Below are 19,946 nucleotides of genomic sequence, written 5' to 3'. Positions count from 1 at the left end.
GGCTCGATCTCTGGATGGCCACGCCCCTTCGGGGCTCGCCATGACGACAAGAGAGGCTGCCTCGGTCGCCTTGGACTCACCCGATCCCGAAGATCCGGTGCGTGCCCTCGACGTCGCGCAACACGTGGTGGCCGAGGTCGACCAGCGGACGACCGCAGGCGTCGCGGAACGGCTCGGACACCAGCACCCGGCGGCGCAGGGTCTTGGTCAGCTCCTCCAGCCGGCTGGCGCGGTTCACCGCCGGGCCGATCACGGTGAAGTCGAGCCGCCGGGCCGCGCCGATATTGCCGTAGGCGATCTCGCCGAGATGCAGGCCGATGCCGAAATCAACCGCGTCCGGCCCGGTCAGGCCACGCTCGGCATTCCAGGCATCGACGCGGGCGCAGAAGGCTTCGGCCGCGGCCAGGGCGGCGGCGCAGGCGGCGCCGCGGTCGGTCTCGGCCGTCACCGGGAAGATCGCCAGCACCGCGTCGCCGATGAATTTCAGGATCTCGCCGCCCTCGGCCTCGATCGCCACGCCCATGTCGCCGAACCAGCCGTTCAGCAGATCGACCACCTCGCCGATCGGCCGCACCTCGCTGCGCCGGGTGAAGGCGCGCAGATCGGCCAGCCAGATCGCCGCCTCGATCCAGTCGACCTGGCCGCGCTCGATCTGGCCCTCGACGATGCGCTGGCTGGTGCGGGCGCCAACATAGGTGTCGAGCAGGTCGAGCGCGATCCGCTTCCACACCTGGCGTTCGGCATAGGGGCTGAACAGCCGGGCGGCGGTGTCCAGCGCCTTCAGATCGTCATCGTCGAAGCCGCCCGGCTGCCGCGTGGCGAAGGACAGGAAGCGGGTGCGGCTGGTGTCGAGGAAGGGCAGCGGCGTGATGAAGTAGTCGGTGGAGCCGAGCTCGTAGAGCTCCTGCAGCAGCGGCATGTCGGTGACGTTGGAGTCGAGCCGCCGGCGGTACGCCCGCTCGGTGTCGTCGACGATCTTGGTCGGGCTGTTGAGATAGCTCGGGCTCTGCAGGACTCCCTGCCGGGCGCGCTCTCCGAATTCGATGGTCTCGTCGCTCCAGACCAGCATGGTGCCGCTGATCTCCGGGTGCAGCACCTCGAGCCCGAGATGGATCCGCCAGGCCGGGACGATGGTCCGCGACACCTGCTCGCAGAATCCCGGGAACAGGCCCTTGAGCGGCACCGGCCGGCACGTCGCCTCAACCAGCCAGAGGCCGAGCGCCTGCAGCCCGGCGCGATGCCGGTCGGCGATGGCTCGGGTGTCCCAGTCGAGCGGCAGTCCGTCTTGCATGGCAGGAGAAGAGCCCTTCGGCGCGCCGCGGTCAATGCGGCGCGTGCCGCGGCGCCGCGGACATCATCGCATCACCATGCCGGTCCCGGCCAGCCCGCCCGGTCATGCCGTGCGTGCGCATGCCGTCCGTCTGCCCTGCAGCGAGGTCATGTCGCCGGCGCGCTTCGAGGCCTATCCTGCCGGGGCATCGCACCGCCCAGCAAGAGAGGACCGATATGGCTGCGCAGCGGACAGGATCCGACCTTCTCGTCGAGGCCCTAGTCAATGAGGGCGTGGACCGCGTCTTCGGCGTGCCCGGCGAGGAGAACCTGGACATCGTCGAATCGCTCCGCCGCTCCGGCATCGAGCTGATCGTCACCCGGCACGAGCAGTCGGCCGCCTTCATGGCCGCGACCTACGGAAGGCTGACCGGCAAGGCCGGCGTGTGCCTGACCACGCTCGGCCCCGGCGCCACCAACCTCGCGACCGGCGCGGCCTACGCCCTGCTCGGCGCCATGCCGATGGTGATGATCACCGGGCAGAAGCCGATCCTGAAGAGCCGCCAGGCGCAGTTCCAGATCATCGACATCGTCGCCACCATGCGGCCCCTGACCAAGTCGTCGCGCCAGATCGTCAGCACCGCCGCGATCCCGACCCTGGTGCGCAACGCCTTCCGCATCGCCCAGGAGGAGCGGCCGGGCCCTGTGCATCTGGAGCTGCCGGAGGACATCGCCGCCGCCCCGGCGCCCGAAGGGCTGGGCCCGGTGCCGCTGCATCCGCTGGAGCTGCCGGTGGGGAACGACGCGGCCATCGCCACCGCTGCCGAGATGCTGCGCGCGGCCGAGCGCCCGCTGGTGATGATCGGCGCCGCCGGCAACCGCCGCCACCTGGTGCCGGCCCTGTCCGATTTCGTGCGCCGGATGAACATCCCCTTCTTCAACACGCAGATGGGCAAGGGTGCCGTCGACGGCAATTCCAACCTCTATATCGGCACCGCCGCCCTGTCCGAGGGCGACTATCTGCACGACGCGGTGACCCGCGCCGACCTGATCCTGGCGATCGGCCATGACGTGGTCGAGAAGCCGCCCTTCATCATGGAGCAGGCCGGGCAGAAGGTGATCCATGTCGGCTACCAGCCGGCCGACATCGCCGAGGTGTATTTCCCGGACCATGAGGTGGTGGGCGACATCGGCGCCTCGCTGGCCCGCATCGCCGACCTGGCCGGCGGCCCGCATCCGACCGCGGCCGAGGCCTTCGCCGGGCTGCGCCAGAGAATCCTCGAGAGGGTCGCGGCGGATGGCACCAGCGACCGTTTCCCGCTGCTGCCGCAGCGCATCGTCCACGATGTGCGCCAAATGATGCCGGAGGACGGGATCGTCGCCCTTGACAACGGCATGTACAAGATCTGGTTCGCCCGCAGCTACCGCACCCACATCGCCAACACCATCCTCTTGGACAACGCGCTGGCGACCATGGGCGCCGGCCTGCCCTCGGCCATGGTGGCGGCGATGCTCCACCCGAACCGTCGGGTGATGGCGGTGTGCGGCGACGGCGGCTTCATGATGAATTCGCAGGAGCTGGAGACGGCGATCCGGCTGAAGCTGAACCTGGTCGTCGTGATCCTGGTCGACAACGCCTACGGCATGATCCGCTGGAAGCAGGAGGCGCAGGGCTTCGCCGATTGGGGCCTGACCTTCGGCAACCCGGATTTCGTCACCTATGCCCGCGCCTACGGCGCGACCGGCTGGAGGATCGAATCCGCGGCCGACTTCGCGCCGACGCTGGAGAAGGCCTTTGCCCAGGGCGGGGTGCATCTGGTCAGCGTGCCGGTCGACTACACCGAGAACAGCCGCGTCTTCATCGAGGAGCTGCGCAGCCACGCCTCGGCGGTGGAGGCGGATTGAGGCCGGCGCGGCGGCCCACCCGCCGCGTCTTACCGACGAGCTTATGAAAGAATCGTCATTGCGAGCGCAGCGAAGCAATCCAGGGCCGCAAGAGCGGAAGCATGGATTGCTTCGTCGGCTTCGCCTCCTCGCAATGACGGTTCTTTTGCAGGAAGTATGAAGAAGAGTCCGTTTACGGGCTGCCGGCATCAGCCGAACAGCCGCGTGGCGAGGAAGATCAGGCAGCCGACGCAGGCGCCGACGATGGTGCCGTTCATGCGGATGTATTGCAGGTCGCTGCCGACCACGAGCTCGAGCCGCTCGGTCAGGGTGCGCGTGTCCCAGCTGCGCACCACCTCGGCGATGAAGCCGCCAAGCTTGCGCCGCCAGGAGATGAGCTGGATCGCCAGGCGCTGGACCAGGGTATCGATCTGCGCCTGCATCGCGACGTCGGCGGCCAGGGTGCGGCCGATCAGGGCAATGCCGTGCTCGAGCGCGGCGCGCGTCTTCGACGCCGGATCGGCCAGATCCTCCAGCGCCGCCCGGGAGAGCTGGCCCCAGATCGAGGCGAGCCAGGCCTGCACCTCCGGGCTGTCGAGGATCCGGTTCTTCGACGCGTTGACCTGATCGCGCCGGGCCGGCGAGTGCAGCAGCTCCTCGATCAGGCCGGCGAGCGCCTCGCGGAACCGCAGCCGCGCCTCGCTGTCCGGCCGGCGCAGATCGCGCAGGAGGTCGGCGATGGCCGATACGATCGCGGCGGCGATCCGGCGGTCGATCGTCTTCGGAATCCACCAGCGGCTGCGGGCTTCCACCAGCCGGTCGATCTGGCCCCGGTTCTCCTCCAGCCAGCGGACGCCGATGCCGATCGCCCGCTCGAACAGGATGTCGGCCTCGCCGCTGGTCGTCACCAGCTGGACCACCCGGCCGAGGATCGGCGCGAGGTCGGCGCGGCGGAGCTGCTCGCCCAGCGTGCGGTTGGCGAAATCCTGCAGGTCGTGATCCTCCAGCGACCGGATCAGGCCCGGCAGCGCGCCGGCGACCAGCCCGGCGATCACCGGCGCGGTGCCCGGCGCCGCCAGCCAGGCGGCGAAGCGCTGCCCGACCTGGGCATCGGCGAGCTTCCGCAGCAGGATCTCCTCGGTCAGGAAGTTCCGCTCGATGAAGCGGCCGAGGGTGCGCGCGATCCGATCCTTGCTGCCGGGGATGATCGCGGTGTGGGGGATCGGCAGGCCGAGCGGATGGCGGAACAGCGCGGTCACCGCGAACCAGTCCGCGATGCCGCCGACGATCCCGGCCTCCGCGCCGGAGCGCAGCAGCTGCGTGGCGAAGCCGGGCTGCTCGACCAGATGCGTGCCGACGAAGGCCGCCCCCATGGTGGCGAGCAGCCCGGTCGCGAGCCGGCGGTTGCGCCGGAGGCGGCGGCGCGCGACCTCCTCCGTCCGGCCGGATGCGAAGGGCGGCGCGATGGACGGGACGGCGGAGTCCGGCTGCGGCGGCGGGCCTGAGGCCATGTCTCGATCCTCCCTCTCTCCCGGAACGGAACAGTCTTCGCCCTTTCATCCGCCGATCGAAACGAAGCGATTCGGCGCTGAAATTGAAAGAAAAATGTAACACCCAGGTAGAGTTCCTGCGCATCGGGTGTTAACGTATTTCGAGGGAGACGACCAAGCGACGCGCGGGTCCTCCGATACCTGGAGCCATGATCGGGCCGAGCTGGCGAGCCGGTTTCCACCAGCTCGAGGGACTATTCCGCTCTTCCGCCTCCCTGGGCGCTGACCCACGCGCCGCGCGGTCCAGCAACCGTTCCAGGAGGAACGCAAAATGGCCCTGTTCGAAGACGTCCTGAAAGGCGGTGCCGGAACCGGCCTTCTTGTGGGCATTGGCGCCGTCCTGCTCGCCCCGACCGTGCTTCCAACCGTCGGCCGCGTCCTGCGGCCCGTCGCGAAGACGGTGATCAAGACCGGCATGGTCGCCTACAACGAGACGATGAGCGGGATCAGTGAGGTGACCGGAGACATCGTCGCCGAGGCGCGGGCGGAGCTCGATCAGGAGCGGGAGCGGGCCGAGACCGAGGGCGGCACGAGGACGCAGGCCGCCAGCCGCCGCGCCAAGGCAGAGCAGACCGCCTGACGCGGGCGACCTGACCGGCGATCCGAGGGGAGACACCCCATGGCCAAGCTACTCAACGGCAATGTGCTGACGGCGCTGGTGGCCGGCATCGTCGGCGCGGCGATCGCGCCGCATATCCTGCCGCGCCTGTCGAATGCCGCCCGGCCGGCGGCGAAGGGCGCGATCAAGGCGAGCCTGGCGCTTTACGAACGCGGGCGCGAGACAGTTGCGGAATGGGGCGAGACGGCGGAGGACCTGGTGGCCGAGGTCCAGGCCGAGCGCGAAGAGGACTCGCAGAAGCAAGGTCCGCGGCCGGTGCCGCCGGCCACGACCGAAACGACCGGGGCCGCCGCTAGCGACGAGCTCCAGGGCGGGGACGAGGCCGCAGGGCCGGCGGGTGAGCGGGCGCGCGCCGATGGCTGACCGACCCACAGGCCATATCTGCCACCTGACCCCCGGCCGCATCCGCATCCGGATTCCCGAGAGGCGCCACGACGCCGCCTATTTCGCCGCGGTGCAGGACCGGCTGTCGCAATGGGCCGGGGTCGAGGCGGTGGCGGTCAACCCGCGGACGGCGAGCGTGCTGGTGCATTACTCGGATGCCGCCGGCCTGTTCCACGCCCACGCCACGGCCAACGACCTGTTCACACTGACCGACCCGCCGGTCGGCCGGCCGGCTTCGGCCTGGATCCGCGGCGCCGCGGGCCGGCCGCAGGGACGGCTGGGCCGCGGCTGGAGCGCGGCGAAATCCGAGTTGCGGTCGGCGGTCGCCGTCGGGCTGCTCGGCGCGGGGGTGTACCAGCTCCTCCGCGGCCGGATCGCCGCTCCGGCGATCACGCTCTTGTGGTACGCGGGCGACGCAGCCGGGCTGTGGCGGCGCAACGGGCTGATGCCGCGTCATCCGCCGTCCACGACCGATACGCGTGAAAAACAGGCCTGACCCGTGCAGCCGGACGATGTCGCAGCCGCCGACCCGGACGGCGGTCCCGCCCCGTCCGCGGCCGAGATATGGCCGGTCCACGTCGTCGTGCCGGGCCGGGCCCGCTTCCGCGTCGACGGGCTGCGCCGCAGCGGCCGGATCAAGCAGGTGCTCGAGCGCCGGCTGAACGGTGGCATCATCCAAAGAGCCTCGGCCAGCACCACCACCGGCACCCTCCTGGTCCTGTTCGACCCGACGATGCCGCTGGCCTCGGTCGAGGCGAAGATCCGGACGGCGCTGCGCCGCGCGCTGGCCGGGGACACGGCCGAAGGTCCGCCCGACGGGGAGGACGAGGACGGCGAGCGCTGGCATGGGCTTTCGATCGAGGAGACGCTGGCCCGCCTCGACGCCACGCCCGACGGCCTGTCACAGGCGGAGGCCCGCCGGCGCCTCGCCCGGCACGGCCCCAACGCCATCCCTCACGCCCACGGCCGCAGCAGGCTGGAGATTCTGCTCGGCCAGGTCCAGAGCCTGCCGGTCGCTCTGCTGGCTGCCGGATCGGTCCTCTCGCTGTTCACCGGCGCCGTGCTGGATGCCGCCGTGATCCTGGCCGTGGTCGGCATGAATGCCGGCATCGGCTATCTGACCGAGACCCAGGCGGACCGGACCATCGGCGCGCTGTCCGAGATCGGATCGCGCGGCACGCGCGCGGTCCGGGACGGCGTGGTGCGCGACGTCGCGGTCGAGGACATCGCCCCCGGCGACGTGCTGGACCTGTGGCCGGGCACGGTCATCGCCGCCGATGCCCGTCTGGTCGCGGCGGACCGGTTGACGGTGAACGAGGCGGCGCTGACCGGCGAAAGCCTGCCGGTGCTCAAGCGGCCCGACGCGGTGCCGCCGGATGCGGTTCTGGCGGACCGCATCGACATGGTCTATCGCGGCACCGTCGTCACCGGCGGTGCCGGACGGGCGGTCGCCGTCGCCACCGGACCGCACACGCAGATGGGCCGGATCCAGGCGCTGGTCGACTCGGCCGCCGCGCCCGAGACGCCGATGCAGCTCCAGCTCGACCGGCTCGGCCGCCAGCTCGCCTGGGCCTCGCTGGCCCTCTGCGGCGCGGTCTTGGCCGTCGGCCTGCTGCGCGGCTACCGGCTGCTGCCGATGCTGAAATCGGCGGTGTCGCTCGCGGTCGCGGCGGTGCCGGAGGGCCTGCCGACCCTCGCCACGACGACGCTCGCGCTCGGGCTCGAGGATCTGCGCCGCCGCGGCATCCTGGTGCGGCAGCTGGCGACGGTGGAAGGCCTGTCGGCGGTCCAGATCGCCTGCTTCGACAAGACCGGAACCCTGACCCAGAACCGGATGTCGGTGGCCCGCATCGCCTGCGGCCCGCGCCGGCGCTACCGGGTCGTCCGCGACCGGACCATCCTGGCCGACCACCGCAGGGGCCGCCCGGTCGATCTCGACGCCGCGCCGGATCTGGCCCGGCTGCTGCAGCTCGGGGCGTTGTGCAGCGAAGCCGACATCCTGGCCGGGCCGAAGGGGCCGGAGATCGCCGGCTCGGGCACCGAGGCGGCGCTGGTACGGGCGGCGCTTGCGGCTGGTCTCGACGTCGCGGCGCTCCGCCGACAATGGCCGCGGACAGACCTGTCGCAGCGATCCGACCACCGGCCCTACATGGTCACCACCCATGTCTCGGCCGGCCGGGTGCTGACTGCGATCAAGGGCAGCCCGGACGACGTGCTCGCCGTATGCCGGCGGCAGCTCAGGGGCGGCGTGCCCCACCCCCTGACCGAGAACGGCCGCCGGCTGATCCGGCGCCGGAACGCCGAGATGGCGTCCGAGGCCCTGCGGGTGCTTGGCCTGGCCTACCGGCTGGACGGCACCGCAGCGGAGGCCGAGGCGGCGATGCGGTCCGGCGACGGCTTGGTCTGGGTGGGGCTGGCCGGGCTGGCCGACCCTCTCCGCGACGGCGCCGCGGACGCGATCGCGGCGCTGCGGCAGGCCGGCGTCGCGGTGCTGATGATCACCGGCGACCAGGCCGCGACCGCGAACGCGATCGCCCGCACGCTGGCCTTGGCGCCCCCGGATCCCGGCGCCCCGCGCGACGCCGAAGCGGCGCTGCGGGAGATCCGGGCGTCGTCGTCCGCCGCAAGCGTCCCGCGCATCTTCGCCCGGGTCACGCCGGGGCAGAAGCTGCGGATCGTCCGGGCGCTGCAGCAGGCGGGTCTGGTCGTCGCCATGACCGGCGACGGCGTCAACGACACGCCGCCGATGAAGGCCGCCGATATCGGCGTCGCCCTCGGCGGCGGCGCCGATGCCGCGCTGCAGACCGCCGATGTGGTGCTGCACGGCGACGAGCTGATCGGCCTGAGCATCGCGATCGAGCGCGGCCGCGCCACCTACGCGAACATCCGGCGGGCGATCCGTTATCTGCTGGCGACCAATCTGAGCGAGATCGCGCTGATGCTGGCGGTGACCGCGGCCGGCATCGGCGGGCCGCTGTCGCCGATGCAGCTCCTGTGGCTGAACCTGGTGAGCGACGTGCTGCCGGCGCTGGGGCTGGCGCTCGAGCCGCCGGATCCGGAGCTGATGCGCCACCCGCCCCGGGACCCGGCCGAGCCGATCATCCCTCCGTTCGACATGAGAGGTCTGGTGCGGGACGGCGCGCTGATCGCCGGCGGCGGGCTGGCGGCGCAGATCTATGCGACGCTGCGCCACGGCGCCTCGCCGCGGGCGCAGGCGGTCACCTTGGCCGGGCTGGTCACCGGTCAGCTGCTCTACGCCCTGACCTGCCGCGCGCCACGACCGGCGCCAGAGGTCGGGATCCAGCCGCCGGGCAATCCCTATCTGCCGCTGGGCCTCGGACTGTCCTTCGCGGCGCAGGCCGCGGCGCTGTTCCTGCCCGGGCTGCGCCGCCTGTTCGGCGGCCCGATCGACGGGCTGGACCTCGCGGTCGCCCTGGGAACGGGGGCGCTGCCGCTCCTGGCGGGCCGGACCAATCCCTGGCTTGCTGGACCAGGGAAGCGTGGCCCGACCGACCTAGATCAATCCCCGAAAGAGCGCGGTGGCGGATCGCTCGGCCAGGACCTGCAGGAACGCACGCCCGAAGAAATCGACCAAGTGTTCCGGGAGGGTCCCGAAGGAATCGGATGATGACGGCGATGCCGGGGGAGCGGGCGACCTCTCGACATATCCGAGCCGGGCCAGCTCCTCCCACAGCTCGGCGGCGGACAGCGCCCGGTGGTCATAGGTGATGATGACGCTGCCGGTCACGGTGTTGGCGCTGACCGAGGTCACGCCCTCGATGGCGGCGATGGTCGCCTCCACGCCGGTGGCGATGCGCGGCTTGCGGCGGAACAGCGGCAGCTGCACCCGCAGCCGTCCCAAGGAGGAATGAACGTACTCAATCATGGCTATCCGAACTGAGGTTCGGCGTCTTCTAATTCATTCATGTTGCAAACCGATGACGCCTTGGTGTCGGCCGGAACGTAATCCAGCGACGCCATGGCGGACCGAAGTCCGAATACGGGTGTTGTCACCCGTAGAACCGACCGGAGATGCTCTCCCGAGGAGGCTCGACATGTACATCGCCCGCTTCTCGTACGACGTGCAGCCCATCAACCGCCAAAGCGCGATCGACTTCATCCACCGCGAGGTCGAGGCTGCCCGGCGCAACCAGCTCAAGGCCCGGCTGCTGGTGCCGCTGACCCGCGGCCAAGGTGGCGCCGCGCTGCAGTTCGAGGTGGAGCTGACCAACCTGGATCAGTTCGACCAGTTCCGCGAGCGTGGGGTCGGGTCGGACGAAGAAGAGACCGGTCGCTGGATGCACGCTTTCAGCGAGATCCTGACCTCACCCCCCACAGTCGAGCTGCTGCGCGTGGAGGATAGCCGTTAGGCGGGCCGAACCGCCCTAGCTGCCGCTGTCTTCCACCTCCACCGCATCGCCCCATCTCAGCCGCCGGGCCGTCTTCAGCAGCGCGCCGTCGCGTTTCGTCACTGTCCGCTCGACCAGCCCCCCGGGCGCACACAGCCGGAGGTCGATGCGCGATCCGGCGCCGCGGGGCGGGGCGATGACGCGGCCCCGGATCGGCGCGGCCGGGCGGCGCGAGACCGCGACATAGGAGAATTTCTCGTCCTCCCACGGCACCTCGCCGCCCTTGGCCTGGCGGTGCAGGCGCGAACGGGCGACGCGCTGCGCGAAATGGCACCAGTCCGGCTCCGCGAGCGGACAGGCGCGGTCGTGCGGACACGGCGCCACGACATGCCCGCCCGAGGCGATCAGCCGGTCGCGGGCGTCGAGAATACGGTGGTAGCCGGCCGGGGTGCCGGGCTCGATGATCAGCAGCACGTCGCCGGTCGCGGCCCACAGACAGTCGACCAGGGCGCCGCGCCGATCCGGCGCCAGCTCGTCCAGCACATAGGACAGGATGACGAGGTCGTGCGCCGGCAGCTCCGGCAGCGGCCGGGCCAGGTCGGCGGCGCGCCACTCGGCCGGCGGCAGCGGGCTTCCGTGCGCGAGGCGTGCGCCCCAGTCGCGGAAGGCGGCGCTGCCCTCCAGCAGGGTGGCAGAAGCGATGTCCGGCCAGGTCTCGGCCGCGGCCCAGAGCGCGGTGCCCGGCCCGGCGCCGGCGTCGAGCAGGCTCTTGGGGGCGAAGTCCAGCCGCCGCTCCGCCACCGCTCCCAGGCAGGCGCGGATCGCGGCATAGGTGGCCGGCAGCCGGGTGGCGAGATAGGCCTGGACCGCCCGGTCGTCATCGACATGGAAGCGGCCGTCGCGCAGCTCCGCCCGGTAGCGCTGCGACAGCCGCGATGCTGCGGCCGACAGCTCGGCCAGCCCGACGCCCTCCAGCGCCCGGTCGACCGCGGCGCGCAGCGCGGCCGGCAGCTCCATGGCTACCCCGCCAGGGCCCGCCGCACGGCGTCGACCAGGCCGGACTGCGGATGGGCCTGCTGCTCGCCCGAGGCCAGGTCCTTCAGCACCGCGGTGCCGGCGGCGATTTCGGTCTCGCCGGCAATCACCGCCAGGCGGAAGCCCTTCTTGTCGGCGTATTTCAGCTGGTCGCCGACCTTCCTGCCCTCGGTGAACAGCTCGGTCGCGATGCCGCCGGCGCGCAAAGTCGTCGCCAGGCCGAGATAATAGGGCAGCTGCGCCCGGTCCATCACCGTCACCAGCACCGGCGCCGGGGTGGCAGCGCCGGGCTTCAAGAGGCCGGCGTCGAACAGGCGCGACAGCAGGCGGGTGACGCCGATCGAGATGCCGACGCCCGGCAGCTTCTGCCGGGTGTAGTTGCTGGCCAGGTCCTCGTAGCGGCCGCCGGAGCAGATGCTGCCGACCTCCGGGTTCGCCACCAGCTGGGTCTCGTAGACCGTGCCGGTGTAGTAGTCGAGGCCGCGGACGATGGCGAGGTCGATGCGCCAGCGATGCGCCGGCACCTGGAAGGCGGCGAGGCCGTCGGCGACCTGGCCCAGCTCGTCCAGCCCCTCGCGGTAGAGGTCGCCGCCCTCGATCGCGCGCAGGTCATCGACCGTCACCGGCCGGGTGACTAGGTCGACGATCCGCTCCGCCGCGGCCGCGTCGATGCCGGCCTGGGCGGCGAGGTCGGCCACGGTGCGCTCGCGGCTGACCTTCTCGATCGCATCGATCACCTTCAGCGCTGCGCCCACGCCTTCGGCCGAGAGGCCCTGGTCGAGCAGATAGCCCTGCAGCAGCTTGCGGTTGTTGATGCGGATGACGAATTCGCCGATGCCGATACGGGAGAAGATGGCGTTGATGACGCAGGGGATCTCGGCATCCGCCAGGAAGCCCAGCGTGCCGTTGCCGATGACGTCGATATCGGCCTGGTAGAACTCCCGGAACCGGCCGGCCTGGGGCCGCTCGCCGCGCCACACCTTCTGGATCTGGTAGCGCCGGAACGGGAAGGTCAGCCGCGCCGCGTTCTGCGCCACGTAGCGCGCCGTCGGCACGGTCAGGTCGAAATGCAGCGCCATGTCGGTCGAGGGATCCTCCCCCTCCCCCGCCGCCAAGCGGGACAGGGCGTAGATCTCCTTCTCGACGATGCCCTTGGCGGTCAGGATCTCGCGCCGCTCCACCGCCGCCGTCTCGATCGGGGTGAAGCCGTAGCGCTCGTACTCCTCGCGGATGATGCGCAGGATGCGATCCTCGACCAGCTTCTCCTCCGGCAGCCATTCCGGGAAGCCGCTGATCGGCTGGGGCTTGATGATTCGGGCCTCGGGTCGGGTCTCGGACATCGGTGCATCTTCCAAGGGGGTGTGGCGGTTTAGCCGATCGCGCCGCCGCCGTCACCCCGCGCGGAAACGGAACCCGACCTGCGCCGCAGGCGTTTCGCACGCGACCGAACGACACGGGAGAGCCTTAGATGCGTTCACCCCTTGCCCTGGCCTGCCTGGCGGCGATCGCCGGCTGGGCGGGCATCGCGACCGCCGCCAATATCGAGCCCGGCACCTATGTCGCCGGCGGCGGCGCGCCGATCCGCCTCCTGGTGGAGCTGGCGCAGGACGGCGCAGTCGCCTTCCTGCTGCACCGCTCCAGCCGCGGCGGCATCTGCCTGATGGCCGGCATGGCGAAGCCGGTCGGCGACACCATAACCTGGACCAGCAACAGCGGCGCCAACCTGGCGATCCATTTCGACGGCCGCGGCGCCACGGTCGAGACGAGCAACGCGTTGCCGGAGAACTGCGACGGTGCGCCCCGCATCGCCGGGTCCTATGTCTATGACAGCCCGACGATCGAATACGACCGGGCCGAGATCGGCGCGGTGCAGGGTGCCCTGAACGGACAGGGCTACCGCCTTGGCCGGGTCGACGGCGTGGCGGGCCGGCGCACCATGGCGGCGGTGCGGGACTATCAGCAGAAGAACAACATCCCGTCGCCGAACGACGGGCTGACGCTGGAAACGGTGGCTCATCTGGCCAGTGGCGGACGGCCCGTTGCCGCGACGCCGAGCGCGCCGACGCCACTCACGCCAGCCACGCCGCCGGCTGCGACCGACGCAGGTGCCGCTCCGGCCCCGGCCGACACCGCCGCCGCGACGCCGACCGCGCCCGCCCCGGCCAGCCCGCCGCCGCCCCTGCGCTGGCTGGACCCGATCCCCGACCGGCTGATCCCGCTGCTCGAATCGCGCTATGCGCCGATGGTGGCGCCGGCGGTGATCAACTGGCGCGACGCGCCGTTCCAGGTGGCGGAGATGGAGCTGGACGAGAAGCCCGCGCAGCTGACCCCGGACGTGATCGTGTTCTGGAACGACGCCAAGCATTGCGACGCCAATGGCTGCCCCTGGGAGATCCTCGCCGAGGGCCCGCAATCGCTGACCCCGGTGGCCGATGGCAAGGCACATGACTTCGCCTTGGCGCCGAGCTACACCGGCGGCAAGCGCGACCTGCTGGTCGACGGCAACCGGCTGTTCCGCTGGAACGGCAAGGGCTGGGCGCCGGAGTACTACAGGCCGGACAAGGTGAGGTAATCAGCCGGCAGCCGCGCGAGGGCTGCCCCGGAGGCGCCATTCCAGCTGGTCCAGCCGGTCGGCGCCCCAGAAGCCCTCGCCGTCCAAGAGGAAGAAGGGCGAGCCGAACACGCCCTTCCGCAGCGCTGCCTCGGTCTCCGCCCGCAGCCGGTCCTTCACCTCCGGCCGCTGGATCGCCGCCGCGGTCTCCGCCTCGTCGAGGCCGAGCCCGGCGGCGATGCGGATCACCGCCGCAGGATCTGCGATGTCCTCGCCGCGGCCCCAATGCGCGACGTAGAGCGCAACCGCGAGGTCGTGCGCCAGGGCCGGCCCGGCATCCGCCAGCCACCACACCGCGCGCGACGGCGCCAGCGCCGCGATCGGCCATTGCGCCGGCAGCGTGAAGGGCACGCCGAGGAAGGCGGCGAAGCGCGCCGCGTCGCGCTCCAGATAGGGGCCGCGCACCGGCAGATCGCGGATCGGCCTGGTGCCGATCTGCTTCATGATCGGGCCCAGCAGCACCGGCTTCCACTGCACCTCGCGGCTGTGGCGCGCGGCCAGCGCGTCGATCTGCGTGGCGCCGAGATAGCCATAGGGGCTGGCGAAGTCGAAATAGAACTCGATCGGCGACGGCATCCGGCTCTCCTCCCGGCCGGGCACAGCCTCGCTCAGCCCGGCCGCGCTGTCGACCGGATATCCTACGCCGCCATCCCCATCAGCGACCGGTGGGCGCACACCCCGGCCATCACGCCCGAGGCCGAGGCCAGGGTGGCGTTGTGCATCGGGTTCGCCGCGTCGCCCGCGGCGAAGACTCCCGGCACCGTGGTCTGCTTGCAGTCGTCGACGCGCAGGCGGGGGCCGAACGGGCTGTCGTCGAAGGCGCAGCCGAGCTGCTCCGCCAGCGGGCTGGCCATGCGAATCCGCGCCGCGGTGAACAGCGCGGCGACCGGCGCCACCCGGCCGTCGGCCAGCCGCACGGCCTCCAGATCCGGCGCGGAGCCCAGCAGCTCGACCACCGGGCTGCGCTCGATCGTCACGCCGCGGCCCGCCAGATACGCCGCCTGCCCGGCCTCTGGCTCGAACGCGCCCTGGGTGAAGTAGGTGGTCGGCCCCCAGTCGGGCAGCATCCCGGCCTGATGGGTCGAGAGCGGATGGGTGGCCAGGACGCCGAGCGGCCGGCCCGCGACCTCGAAACCATGGCAGTAGGGGCAGTGCAGCACGGTGGCGCCCCAGCGCTCCCACAGCCCCGGGACCGGCGGCAGCTCGTCGGCCACGCCGATGGCCAGGATCAGGCAGGACGCCGTCTCCTCGCGACCGCTGGCCAAGGCCACGGCGAAACCGCCTTCGGTCCGGCTGGCCGCCACGGCCTCGCCCTCGACGAACGCCACCGTCGGATAGGCGCGAAGCTGCCGCGCGGCCTCCTGTTGGATCGCCAGCGGCGGCTTGCCGTCCTGGCCGAGGAAGCCGTGCGCCGTGGCGGCGAAGCGGTTGCGCGGCCGGCCGGCATCGATCACCAGCACCCGGCGACGGGCGCGGGCCAGTTGCATCGCCGCGGACAGGCCGGCATAGCTGCCGCCGACCACGATGACGTCATGAACCATGATGCGGATCTCCGTGAGGGCGGCCGCGGCCGGCGTTGAGCCGGCGGGCGTCGGCCGCGAGGTCGGCCAGGGTCAGGGTGGCGAGGCGCCGGTCCAGCGCGCGTTCGGCCTCCTGCATCGCCTCGTCCAGCGCGGCGGTCACCGCCCGCAGGATCAGGCAGGTCGGCTGGGGGACCTCGAACGCGGTGAGCGAGACCACCCGCTCGCCGAGGGCATGCTGGATCTCGGCCAGGGTGACCGCCTCCGGCGGCCGCGCCAGACGCCAGCCGCCGCCATGGCCCTTGACCGAGGTGACGATGCCGGCCTCGCGCAGCCCGGCGAAGCCGCGCCGGATCACCACGGGGTTGGTGCCGACGAAGGCCGCCATCTCGGCCGAGGTCAGGGCGGCGTCTGGCCGCTCGGCCATGTGCACCAGCACGTGGAGGGCGGCGGAAAGGCGTTCATCGCGTTTCATGTAACTTTAAAAGTTACATGATTCGGCCGCCGCGGCAAGCGCGATGGCGACGGGATGACGGCGCCGGCCGTGTATTAGGATAGGACATGACGACGCGAGTCCGGCCATGTCGATGACACCGCCCCGGGGGGACCACAGCGCGCGCGGCGACCTGGCCACGCTGGGGCGGGTCATGCCCTATCTGTGGCGCGGCGAAAGCTGGGGCGCGAGGCTGCGCATCCTGGCCTGCGTCGCCCTGGTATTCCTGTCCTCCTTCGCCGTGGCGCTGGTGCCGCTGCTGTTCTCGCTGGCGATCGACGCCTATGCCGGAAAGGCGAATGCCTGGGCGGTCGGGGCGCTCGGCATCATCTCCGCCTACGCCGTCGCCTCCTGGATCGGGCGCATCCTGGGCGAGCTGCAATACGCCGCCTACGGCCCGATCGAGCACCGGCTGGTGCGGCGGCTGAGCCGCACCTTCTTCGCCCATCTGCACGGGCTGTCGCTGCGCTTCCATCTGGGCCGCCGCACCGGCGCGGTCAGCGAGGATCTCGGCCGCGGCCTGTCCGGCATCCGCGAGCTGATCTACGACGTCGCCTTCCGCATCCTGCCGCTGCTGATCGAGATCGCCGCCACCTGCGCCATCCTCTTGGCGCATCTGCCGCCCTTCTACGCCCTGGTCACCGCCGCCACCCTGGCCGCCTTCGCCTGGGCGATGACGCTGGGCGCCGACAGCCTGCGTACCACCATCCGGACCATGAACCGGGAGAGCAGCAGCGCCCATGCGGTCGCCATCGACAGCCTGATCAATTACGAGACGGTGAAGTATTTCGGCGCCGAGGGCGCGATCGGCCGCCGCTACGACGAGCGGCTGGAGGAGGTGGAGCGGCTGGCGGCGCGCGGCCTGGCGCTGCGCAGCCTGAACGGCATCGCCCAGATGACGGTGCTGAGCCTCGGCCTCGCCGTGCTGCTGATCCTCGGCGGCCGGGCGGTCGAGGCCGGCACCATGACGGTCGGCGACCTGGTGCTACTGAACACCTATTTCGTCCGCCTCGCCCGGCCGCTGGAGCAGCTGAGCCGGCTCTACCGCGTGATCCGCAACGCCCTCGGCTCGGTCGAACAGATGTTCCAGCTGCTGGACGAGACGCCGGAGGTGACGGACAGGCCGGGCGCGGTACCGCTGCCGCCCGGTCGGGGCGAACTGGTCTTCGAGCACGTCTCCTTCGCCTACGACCCGCGCCGGCCGATCCTGCGCGACGTCAGCTTCACCCTGCCGGCCGGGCGCACGGTGGCGGTGGTCGGCGCCTCCGGCGCCGGCAAGTCGACCATCGCCCGGCTGCTGTTCCGCTTCTACGACCCGGCCGCCGGCCGGATCCTGATCGACGGCCACGACCTGCGCGACGTCACCCAGGCGTCGCTGCGCGCTGCCATCGCCGTGGTGCCGCAGGACACGGTGCTGCTGAACGAGACGCTGTTCGACAATCTCGCCTTCGGCCGGCCCGACGCGACGCGCGAGGAGGTCGAGGCGTCAGCGCGGATCGCCCAGCTGGACCGCTTCGTCGCCGGGCTGCCGGACGGCTGGGACACGCTGGTCGGCGAGCGCGGGCTGAAGCTGTCGGGCGGCGAGAAGCAGCGCGTCGCCATCGCCCGCGCCGTGCTGAAGCGGCCGCGGCTGTTCATCTTCGACGAGGCGACCTCATCGCTCGACAGCGCCACCGAGCAGGCGATCCAGGAGCGCCTGGCCGAGGCCTCGCGCGGCACCTCGACCCTGATCATCGCCCACCGGCTGTCGACCGTGGTCGGCGCCGACGAGATCCTGGTGCTGGACCACGGCCGGATCGCCGAGCGCGGCAGCCACGCCGCCCTCCTGGCCCGGAACGGGCTCTACGCCGCGCTGTGGCGCCGCCAGCATCGAGTGGCCGAGCCGGTTACAGAGTGAGACAGAGCGTCATTGCGAGCGCAGCGAAGCAATCCAGGGGCCAGTGCGAGCCGCCCTGGATTGCTTCGTCGGCTTCGCCTCCTCGCAATGACGGCGAGGGAGGAGTGCGTCTGTCCCCTCAATCCACCTTCAGCCCCGCCGCCTCCGCGGCATCCAGAGCGATCGCGGTCCAGTCGAGCTCCCCGCGGCCGCGGGCGATCGAGCCGATGAAGCGCTCGCGCAGCACCGCGGCGAAGGGCAGCGGTACGCCCGCCTTCTCCCCGGCCGCCATCGCCAGGCCGACATCCTTGAGGCCGAGCGGCATGCGGAAGCCGGGGGGCGAGAACTGCCGGTCGACAATGAAGCCGCCGTAGTTCTTGTAGATCGGCGCGGCGAAGATCGAGCTGGAATACAGCTCATGCGCCTTGCGGGCGGAGACGCCGTGCTTCTCCAGCAGGGTGAAGGCCTCGGCCATCGCCTCGATCGCCGCCGCGATCATGAAGTTGCCGCCGAGCTTGACGACGTTCGCCGCCTCCGGCGCCTCGCCGAAATCATGCACCGCCTGGCCCAGCGTCTCCAGCACCGGCCGGACCGCCTCCTTGGCCGCGGCGGGGCCGGAGACGGCGATCCACAGCTGGCCCGATCCCGCCGCCGGCGGCCGGCCGAAGACCGGCGCCGCGACATAGGCCGACCCCGCCGCTGCATGCGCCGCCGCCAGGTCGGCGGCGATCGTGGGACTGACCGTGCTCATCGACAGGTGCACGCCGCCCTGGCCGAGGCCGGACAGGATGCCGCTGTCGCCCGTGGTCACGCTCTTCAGCGCCGCATCATCCGCCACCATGGAGAGGACGATGCCGCCGGACCCGGCCTCGGCCGGCGTCGCCGCCCGGACCGCGCCCTTGGCGACCAACGGCTCTTCCGCCCCGGCGCTGCGGTTCCACACCGCGACCGGCCAGCCCTGGTCGAGCAGGCGCGTCGCCATCGCCGCCCCCATGCCGCCGAGCCCGACCACGCCGATCCGCTTCTTCTCCGTCATCGTCCTATCCTTTCGTTCCGGCGGAATCGCCGCCTACGCGGCCACCCGCTCGACCGCCACCGCCGTCGCCTCGCCGCCGCCGATGCAGAGGGCGGCGACGCCGCGCTTGAGGCCGTGGGTCTCGAGCGCGTTCAGCAGGGTGACGATGATCCGCGCCCCCGAGGCGCCGACCGGGTGGCCGAGAGCGCAGGCGCCGCCATGGACATTGACCTTGTCGTGCGACAGGTCGAGGTCGCGCATCGCCGCCATCGTGACCACGGCGAAGGCCTCGTTGATCTCGAACAGGTCGACATCCTTCGCCGACCAGCCGGTCTTCTGGAACAGCATCTCGATCGCCCCGATCGGAGCTGTGGTGAACCAGGCCGGCGCCCGGGCGTGGCTGGCATGGCCCTTGATCTCGGCCAGGATCGGCAGGCCACGCCGCTCCGCCTCCGACCGGCGCAGCAGCACGAGGGCCGCCCCGCCGTCGGAGATCGAGCTGGAATTCGCCGCCGTCACCGTGCCGTCCGGCCGGAAGGCGGGCTTCAGCGTCGGGATCTTGTCCGGCCGGGCGGTGCGCGGCTGCTCGTCGGTCGCGACGGTGACGTCGCCGCCGCGGCCCTTGACCGTCACCGGCGCGATCTCGCGGGCGAAGGTGCCGTCCTCCGACGCCTTGCGCGCCCGCTCCAGGCTGGCCAGGGCGAAACGGTCCTGCTGCTCGCGGGTGAACTGGTAGTGCTGCGCGGTGTCCTCGGCATAGGTGCCCATCAGCCGGCCGGGCTCATAGGCGTCCTCCAGCCCGTCGAGGAACATGTGGTCCAGCACCCGGCCGTGGCCCATGCGGTAGCCGCCGCGGGCGCGGTCCAGCAGATAGGGCGCGTTGGTCATGCTCTCCAGCCCGCCGGCGACGCCGAGGCCGATGGTGCCGGCGGCGATCGCGTCATGGATCTGCATCACCGCCTTCATGCCGGAGCCGCACATCTTGTTGACGGTGGTGCAGGGCACCGCGTCGGGCAGTCCGGCGCCGCGGGCGGCCTGGCGCGCCGGGGCCTGGCCCAGGCCGGCCGGCAGCACGCAGCCCATCACCACCTCCTCCACCGCCTCCGCCGCGAGGCCGGCGCGCTCCAGCGCCGCGCGGATGGCGACGGCGCCGAGCTGCGGCGCGCGCACATCCTTCAGCTCGCCCTGAAAACCGCCCATCGGGGTGCGGGCCGCGCCCGCGATGACGACGGGATCATTCGCACTCATGACATCCTCCGGTGTCTCGTTGGCCCGATGCTAGCACGCTGGAGGCGCCGCTGGGCGAGCGTGGATCGACCCGGTAGAGTGCGCGCCGTCGTC

At 71.6% G+C, this 19,946-nt stretch carries 18 protein-coding genes; 8 read left to right on the top strand and 10 right to left on the bottom strand.

All coding sequences use genetic code 11. The annotated features are described in order from the left end of the window. Positions 1 to 76: 76 nt before the first annotated feature. Positions 77 to 1,291, bottom strand: a complete 1,215-nt coding sequence (locus KXR53_RS01330; protein WP_437372633.1) for an adenylate/guanylate cyclase domain-containing protein — start codon at positions 1,289 to 1,291, stop codon at positions 77 to 79. 215 nt (positions 1,292 to 1,506) lie between these two features. Between KXR53_RS01330 and KXR53_RS01325 the strand changes: the two genes are divergently transcribed. Next, entirely contained in the window at positions 1,507 to 3,174 is a 1,668-nt protein-coding gene (locus KXR53_RS01325) for an acetolactate synthase large subunit (protein ID WP_437372631.1), read from the top strand. Between the two features lie 188 nt (positions 3,175 to 3,362). On the opposite strand, the gene KXR53_RS01320 is transcribed toward KXR53_RS01325, so the two are convergent. Next, a complete protein-coding gene (locus tag KXR53_RS01320; RefSeq protein WP_437372629.1) occupies positions 3,363 to 4,664 on the bottom strand; it encodes a DUF445 domain-containing protein in 1,302 nt (433 codons plus the stop codon). 310 nt (positions 4,665 to 4,974) lie between these two features. On the opposite strand from KXR53_RS01320, the gene KXR53_RS01315 reads away from it, so the two are divergent. Genes KXR53_RS01315 through KXR53_RS01300 form a run of 4 tightly spaced genes read left to right on the top strand, consistent with a single transcriptional unit; the run spans position 4,975 to position 9,334 of the window. Further along, positions 4,975 to 5,283, top strand: a complete 309-nt coding sequence (locus KXR53_RS01315) for a DUF5132 domain-containing protein (protein ID WP_437372627.1) — start codon at positions 4,975 to 4,977, stop codon at positions 5,281 to 5,283. Between the two features lie 39 nt (positions 5,284 to 5,322). Beyond that, positions 5,323 to 5,685, top strand: coding sequence for a DUF5132 domain-containing protein (locus tag KXR53_RS01310; RefSeq protein ID WP_437372625.1), 363 nt, complete (start codon positions 5,323 to 5,325; stop codon positions 5,683 to 5,685). Further along, positions 5,678 to 6,202 carry an HMA2 domain-containing protein gene (locus KXR53_RS01305; RefSeq protein WP_437372623.1) on the top strand — a complete coding sequence of 175 codons (525 nt, stop codon included), beginning with the start codon at positions 5,678 to 5,680 and terminating at the stop codon, positions 6,200 to 6,202. The genes KXR53_RS01310 and KXR53_RS01305 overlap by 8 nt, the downstream gene beginning before the upstream one ends. 3 nt (positions 6,203 to 6,205) lie before the next feature. Continuing rightward, positions 6,206 to 9,334, top strand: a complete 3,129-nt coding sequence (locus KXR53_RS01300; RefSeq protein WP_437372620.1) for an HAD-IC family P-type ATPase — start codon at positions 6,206 to 6,208, stop codon at positions 9,332 to 9,334. Here the strand turns inward: KXR53_RS01300 and KXR53_RS01295 are convergent. Further along, positions 9,221 to 9,592, bottom strand: coding sequence for an HMA2 domain-containing protein (locus tag KXR53_RS01295; RefSeq protein ID WP_437372618.1), 372 nt, complete (start codon positions 9,590 to 9,592; stop codon positions 9,221 to 9,223). The genes KXR53_RS01300 and KXR53_RS01295 overlap by 114 nt on opposite strands. Positions 9,593 to 9,761: 169 nt before the next feature. Here KXR53_RS01295 and KXR53_RS01290 point away from each other — a divergent pair, with 169 nt between their 5' ends. Further along, a complete protein-coding gene (locus KXR53_RS01290; RefSeq protein WP_437372616.1) occupies positions 9,762 to 10,076 on the top strand; it encodes a hypothetical protein in 315 nt (104 codons plus the stop codon). A gap of 15 nt (positions 10,077 to 10,091) precedes the next feature. Here KXR53_RS01290 and KXR53_RS01285 read toward each other — a convergent pair whose 3' ends face one another. Both KXR53_RS01285 and hisS read right to left on the bottom strand, forming a co-directional pair. Then, entirely contained in the window at positions 10,092 to 11,072 is a 981-nt protein-coding gene (locus KXR53_RS01285) for a small ribosomal subunit Rsm22 family protein (RefSeq protein WP_437372614.1), read from the bottom strand. Positions 11,073 to 11,074: 2 nt separating this feature from the next. Further along, positions 11,075 to 12,430 carry a histidine--tRNA ligase gene (gene hisS, locus KXR53_RS01280; RefSeq protein ID WP_437372612.1) on the bottom strand — a complete coding sequence of 452 codons (1,356 nt, stop codon included), beginning with the start codon at positions 12,428 to 12,430 and terminating at the stop codon, positions 11,075 to 11,077. A 128-nt stretch (positions 12,431 to 12,558) separates the two neighbouring features. On the opposite strand from hisS, the gene KXR53_RS01275 reads away from it, so the two are divergent. Next, positions 12,559 to 13,662, top strand: a complete 1,104-nt coding sequence (locus KXR53_RS01275; RefSeq protein ID WP_437372610.1) for a peptidoglycan-binding domain-containing protein — start codon at positions 12,559 to 12,561, stop codon at positions 13,660 to 13,662. Here KXR53_RS01275 and KXR53_RS01270 read toward each other — a convergent pair whose 3' ends face one another. The 3 genes from KXR53_RS01270 to KXR53_RS01260 all read right to left on the bottom strand — a co-directional run bounded on the left by KXR53_RS01270 (position 13,663) and on the right by KXR53_RS01260 (position 15,696). Further along, positions 13,663 to 14,277: a 2-hydroxychromene-2-carboxylate isomerase gene (locus KXR53_RS01270; protein ID WP_437372608.1), complete on the bottom strand. Its 615-nt coding sequence runs from the start codon at positions 14,275 to 14,277 to the stop codon at positions 13,663 to 13,665. 62 nt (positions 14,278 to 14,339) lie between these two features. Next, positions 14,340 to 15,242: an NAD(P)/FAD-dependent oxidoreductase gene (locus KXR53_RS01265; protein ID WP_437372606.1), complete on the bottom strand. Its 903-nt coding sequence runs from the start codon at positions 15,240 to 15,242 to the stop codon at positions 14,340 to 14,342. After that, positions 15,232 to 15,696 carry an Rrf2 family transcriptional regulator gene (locus KXR53_RS01260; protein ID WP_437372604.1) on the bottom strand — a complete coding sequence of 155 codons (465 nt, stop codon included), beginning with the start codon at positions 15,694 to 15,696 and terminating at the stop codon, positions 15,232 to 15,234. The genes KXR53_RS01265 and KXR53_RS01260 overlap by 11 nt, the downstream gene beginning before the upstream one ends. A 106-nt stretch (positions 15,697 to 15,802) precedes the next feature. Here KXR53_RS01260 and KXR53_RS01255 point away from each other — a divergent pair, with 106 nt between their 5' ends. After that, positions 15,803 to 17,611, top strand: a complete 1,809-nt coding sequence (locus KXR53_RS01255) for an ABCB family ABC transporter ATP-binding protein/permease (protein ID WP_437372603.1) — start codon at positions 15,803 to 15,805, stop codon at positions 17,609 to 17,611. Positions 17,612 to 17,729: 118 nt separating this feature from the next. On the opposite strand, the gene KXR53_RS01250 is transcribed toward KXR53_RS01255, so the two are convergent. Both KXR53_RS01250 and KXR53_RS01245 read right to left on the bottom strand, forming a co-directional pair. Next, positions 17,730 to 18,626, bottom strand: coding sequence for an NAD(P)-dependent oxidoreductase (locus KXR53_RS01250; RefSeq protein WP_437372601.1), 897 nt, complete (start codon positions 18,624 to 18,626; stop codon positions 17,730 to 17,732). A 33-nt stretch (positions 18,627 to 18,659) separates the two neighbouring features. After that, positions 18,660 to 19,853, bottom strand: a complete 1,194-nt coding sequence (locus KXR53_RS01245) for an acetyl-CoA C-acyltransferase (protein WP_437372599.1) — start codon at positions 19,851 to 19,853, stop codon at positions 18,660 to 18,662. Positions 19,854 to 19,946: the final 93 nt, after the last annotated feature.

Origin of the sequence: Inquilinus limosus, from assembly GCF_051487185.1 — a bacterium.
GTDB classification, from domain to species: domain Bacteria; phylum Pseudomonadota; class Alphaproteobacteria; order DSM-16000; family Inquilinaceae; genus Inquilinus; species Inquilinus limosus_F.
This window is presented reverse-complemented; position numbering and strand designations above follow the sequence as displayed.

Bases quoted from the DNA above. Each gene is read 5' to 3' on its own strand.
- KXR53_RS01310 (WP_437372625.1), top strand. From the start codon at position 5,323: ATGGCCAAGCTACTCAACGGCAATGTGCTGACGGCGCTGGTGGCCGGC.
- KXR53_RS01325 (WP_437372631.1), top strand. From the start codon at position 1,507: ATGGCTGCGCAGCGGACAGGATCCGACCTTCTCGTCGAGGCCCTAGTC.
- KXR53_RS01260 (WP_437372604.1), bottom strand. From the start codon at position 15,696: ATGAAACGCGATGAACGCCTTTCCGCCGCCCTCCACGTGCTGGTGCAC.
- KXR53_RS01255 (WP_437372603.1), top strand. From the start codon at position 15,803: ATGTCGATGACACCGCCCCGGGGGGACCACAGCGCGCGCGGCGACCTG.
- KXR53_RS01250 (WP_437372601.1), bottom strand. From the start codon at position 18,626: ATGACGGAGAAGAAGCGGATCGGCGTGGTCGGGCTCGGCGGCATGGGG.
- KXR53_RS01290 (WP_437372616.1), top strand. From the start codon at position 9,762: ATGTACATCGCCCGCTTCTCGTACGACGTGCAGCCCATCAACCGCCAA.
- hisS (WP_437372612.1), bottom strand. From the start codon at position 12,430: ATGTCCGAGACCCGACCCGAGGCCCGAATCATCAAGCCCCAGCCGATC.
- KXR53_RS01275 (WP_437372610.1), top strand. From the start codon at position 12,559: ATGCGTTCACCCCTTGCCCTGGCCTGCCTGGCGGCGATCGCCGGCTGG.
- KXR53_RS01330 (WP_437372633.1), bottom strand. From the start codon at position 1,291: ATGCAAGACGGACTGCCGCTCGACTGGGACACCCGAGCCATCGCCGAC.
- KXR53_RS01265 (WP_437372606.1), bottom strand. From the start codon at position 15,242: ATGGTTCATGACGTCATCGTGGTCGGCGGCAGCTATGCCGGCCTGTCC.
- KXR53_RS01270 (WP_437372608.1), bottom strand. From the start codon at position 14,277: ATGCCGTCGCCGATCGAGTTCTATTTCGACTTCGCCAGCCCCTATGGC.
- KXR53_RS01320 (WP_437372629.1), bottom strand. From the start codon at position 4,664: ATGGCCTCAGGCCCGCCGCCGCAGCCGGACTCCGCCGTCCCGTCCATC.
- KXR53_RS01285 (WP_437372614.1), bottom strand. From the start codon at position 11,072: ATGGAGCTGCCGGCCGCGCTGCGCGCCGCGGTCGACCGGGCGCTGGAG.
- KXR53_RS01305 (WP_437372623.1), top strand. From the start codon at position 5,678: ATGGCTGACCGACCCACAGGCCATATCTGCCACCTGACCCCCGGCCGC.
- KXR53_RS01295 (WP_437372618.1), bottom strand. From the start codon at position 9,592: ATGATTGAGTACGTTCATTCCTCCTTGGGACGGCTGCGGGTGCAGCTG.
- KXR53_RS01245 (WP_437372599.1), bottom strand. From the start codon at position 19,853: ATGAGTGCGAATGATCCCGTCGTCATCGCGGGCGCGGCCCGCACCCCG.
- KXR53_RS01315 (WP_437372627.1), top strand. From the start codon at position 4,975: ATGGCCCTGTTCGAAGACGTCCTGAAAGGCGGTGCCGGAACCGGCCTT.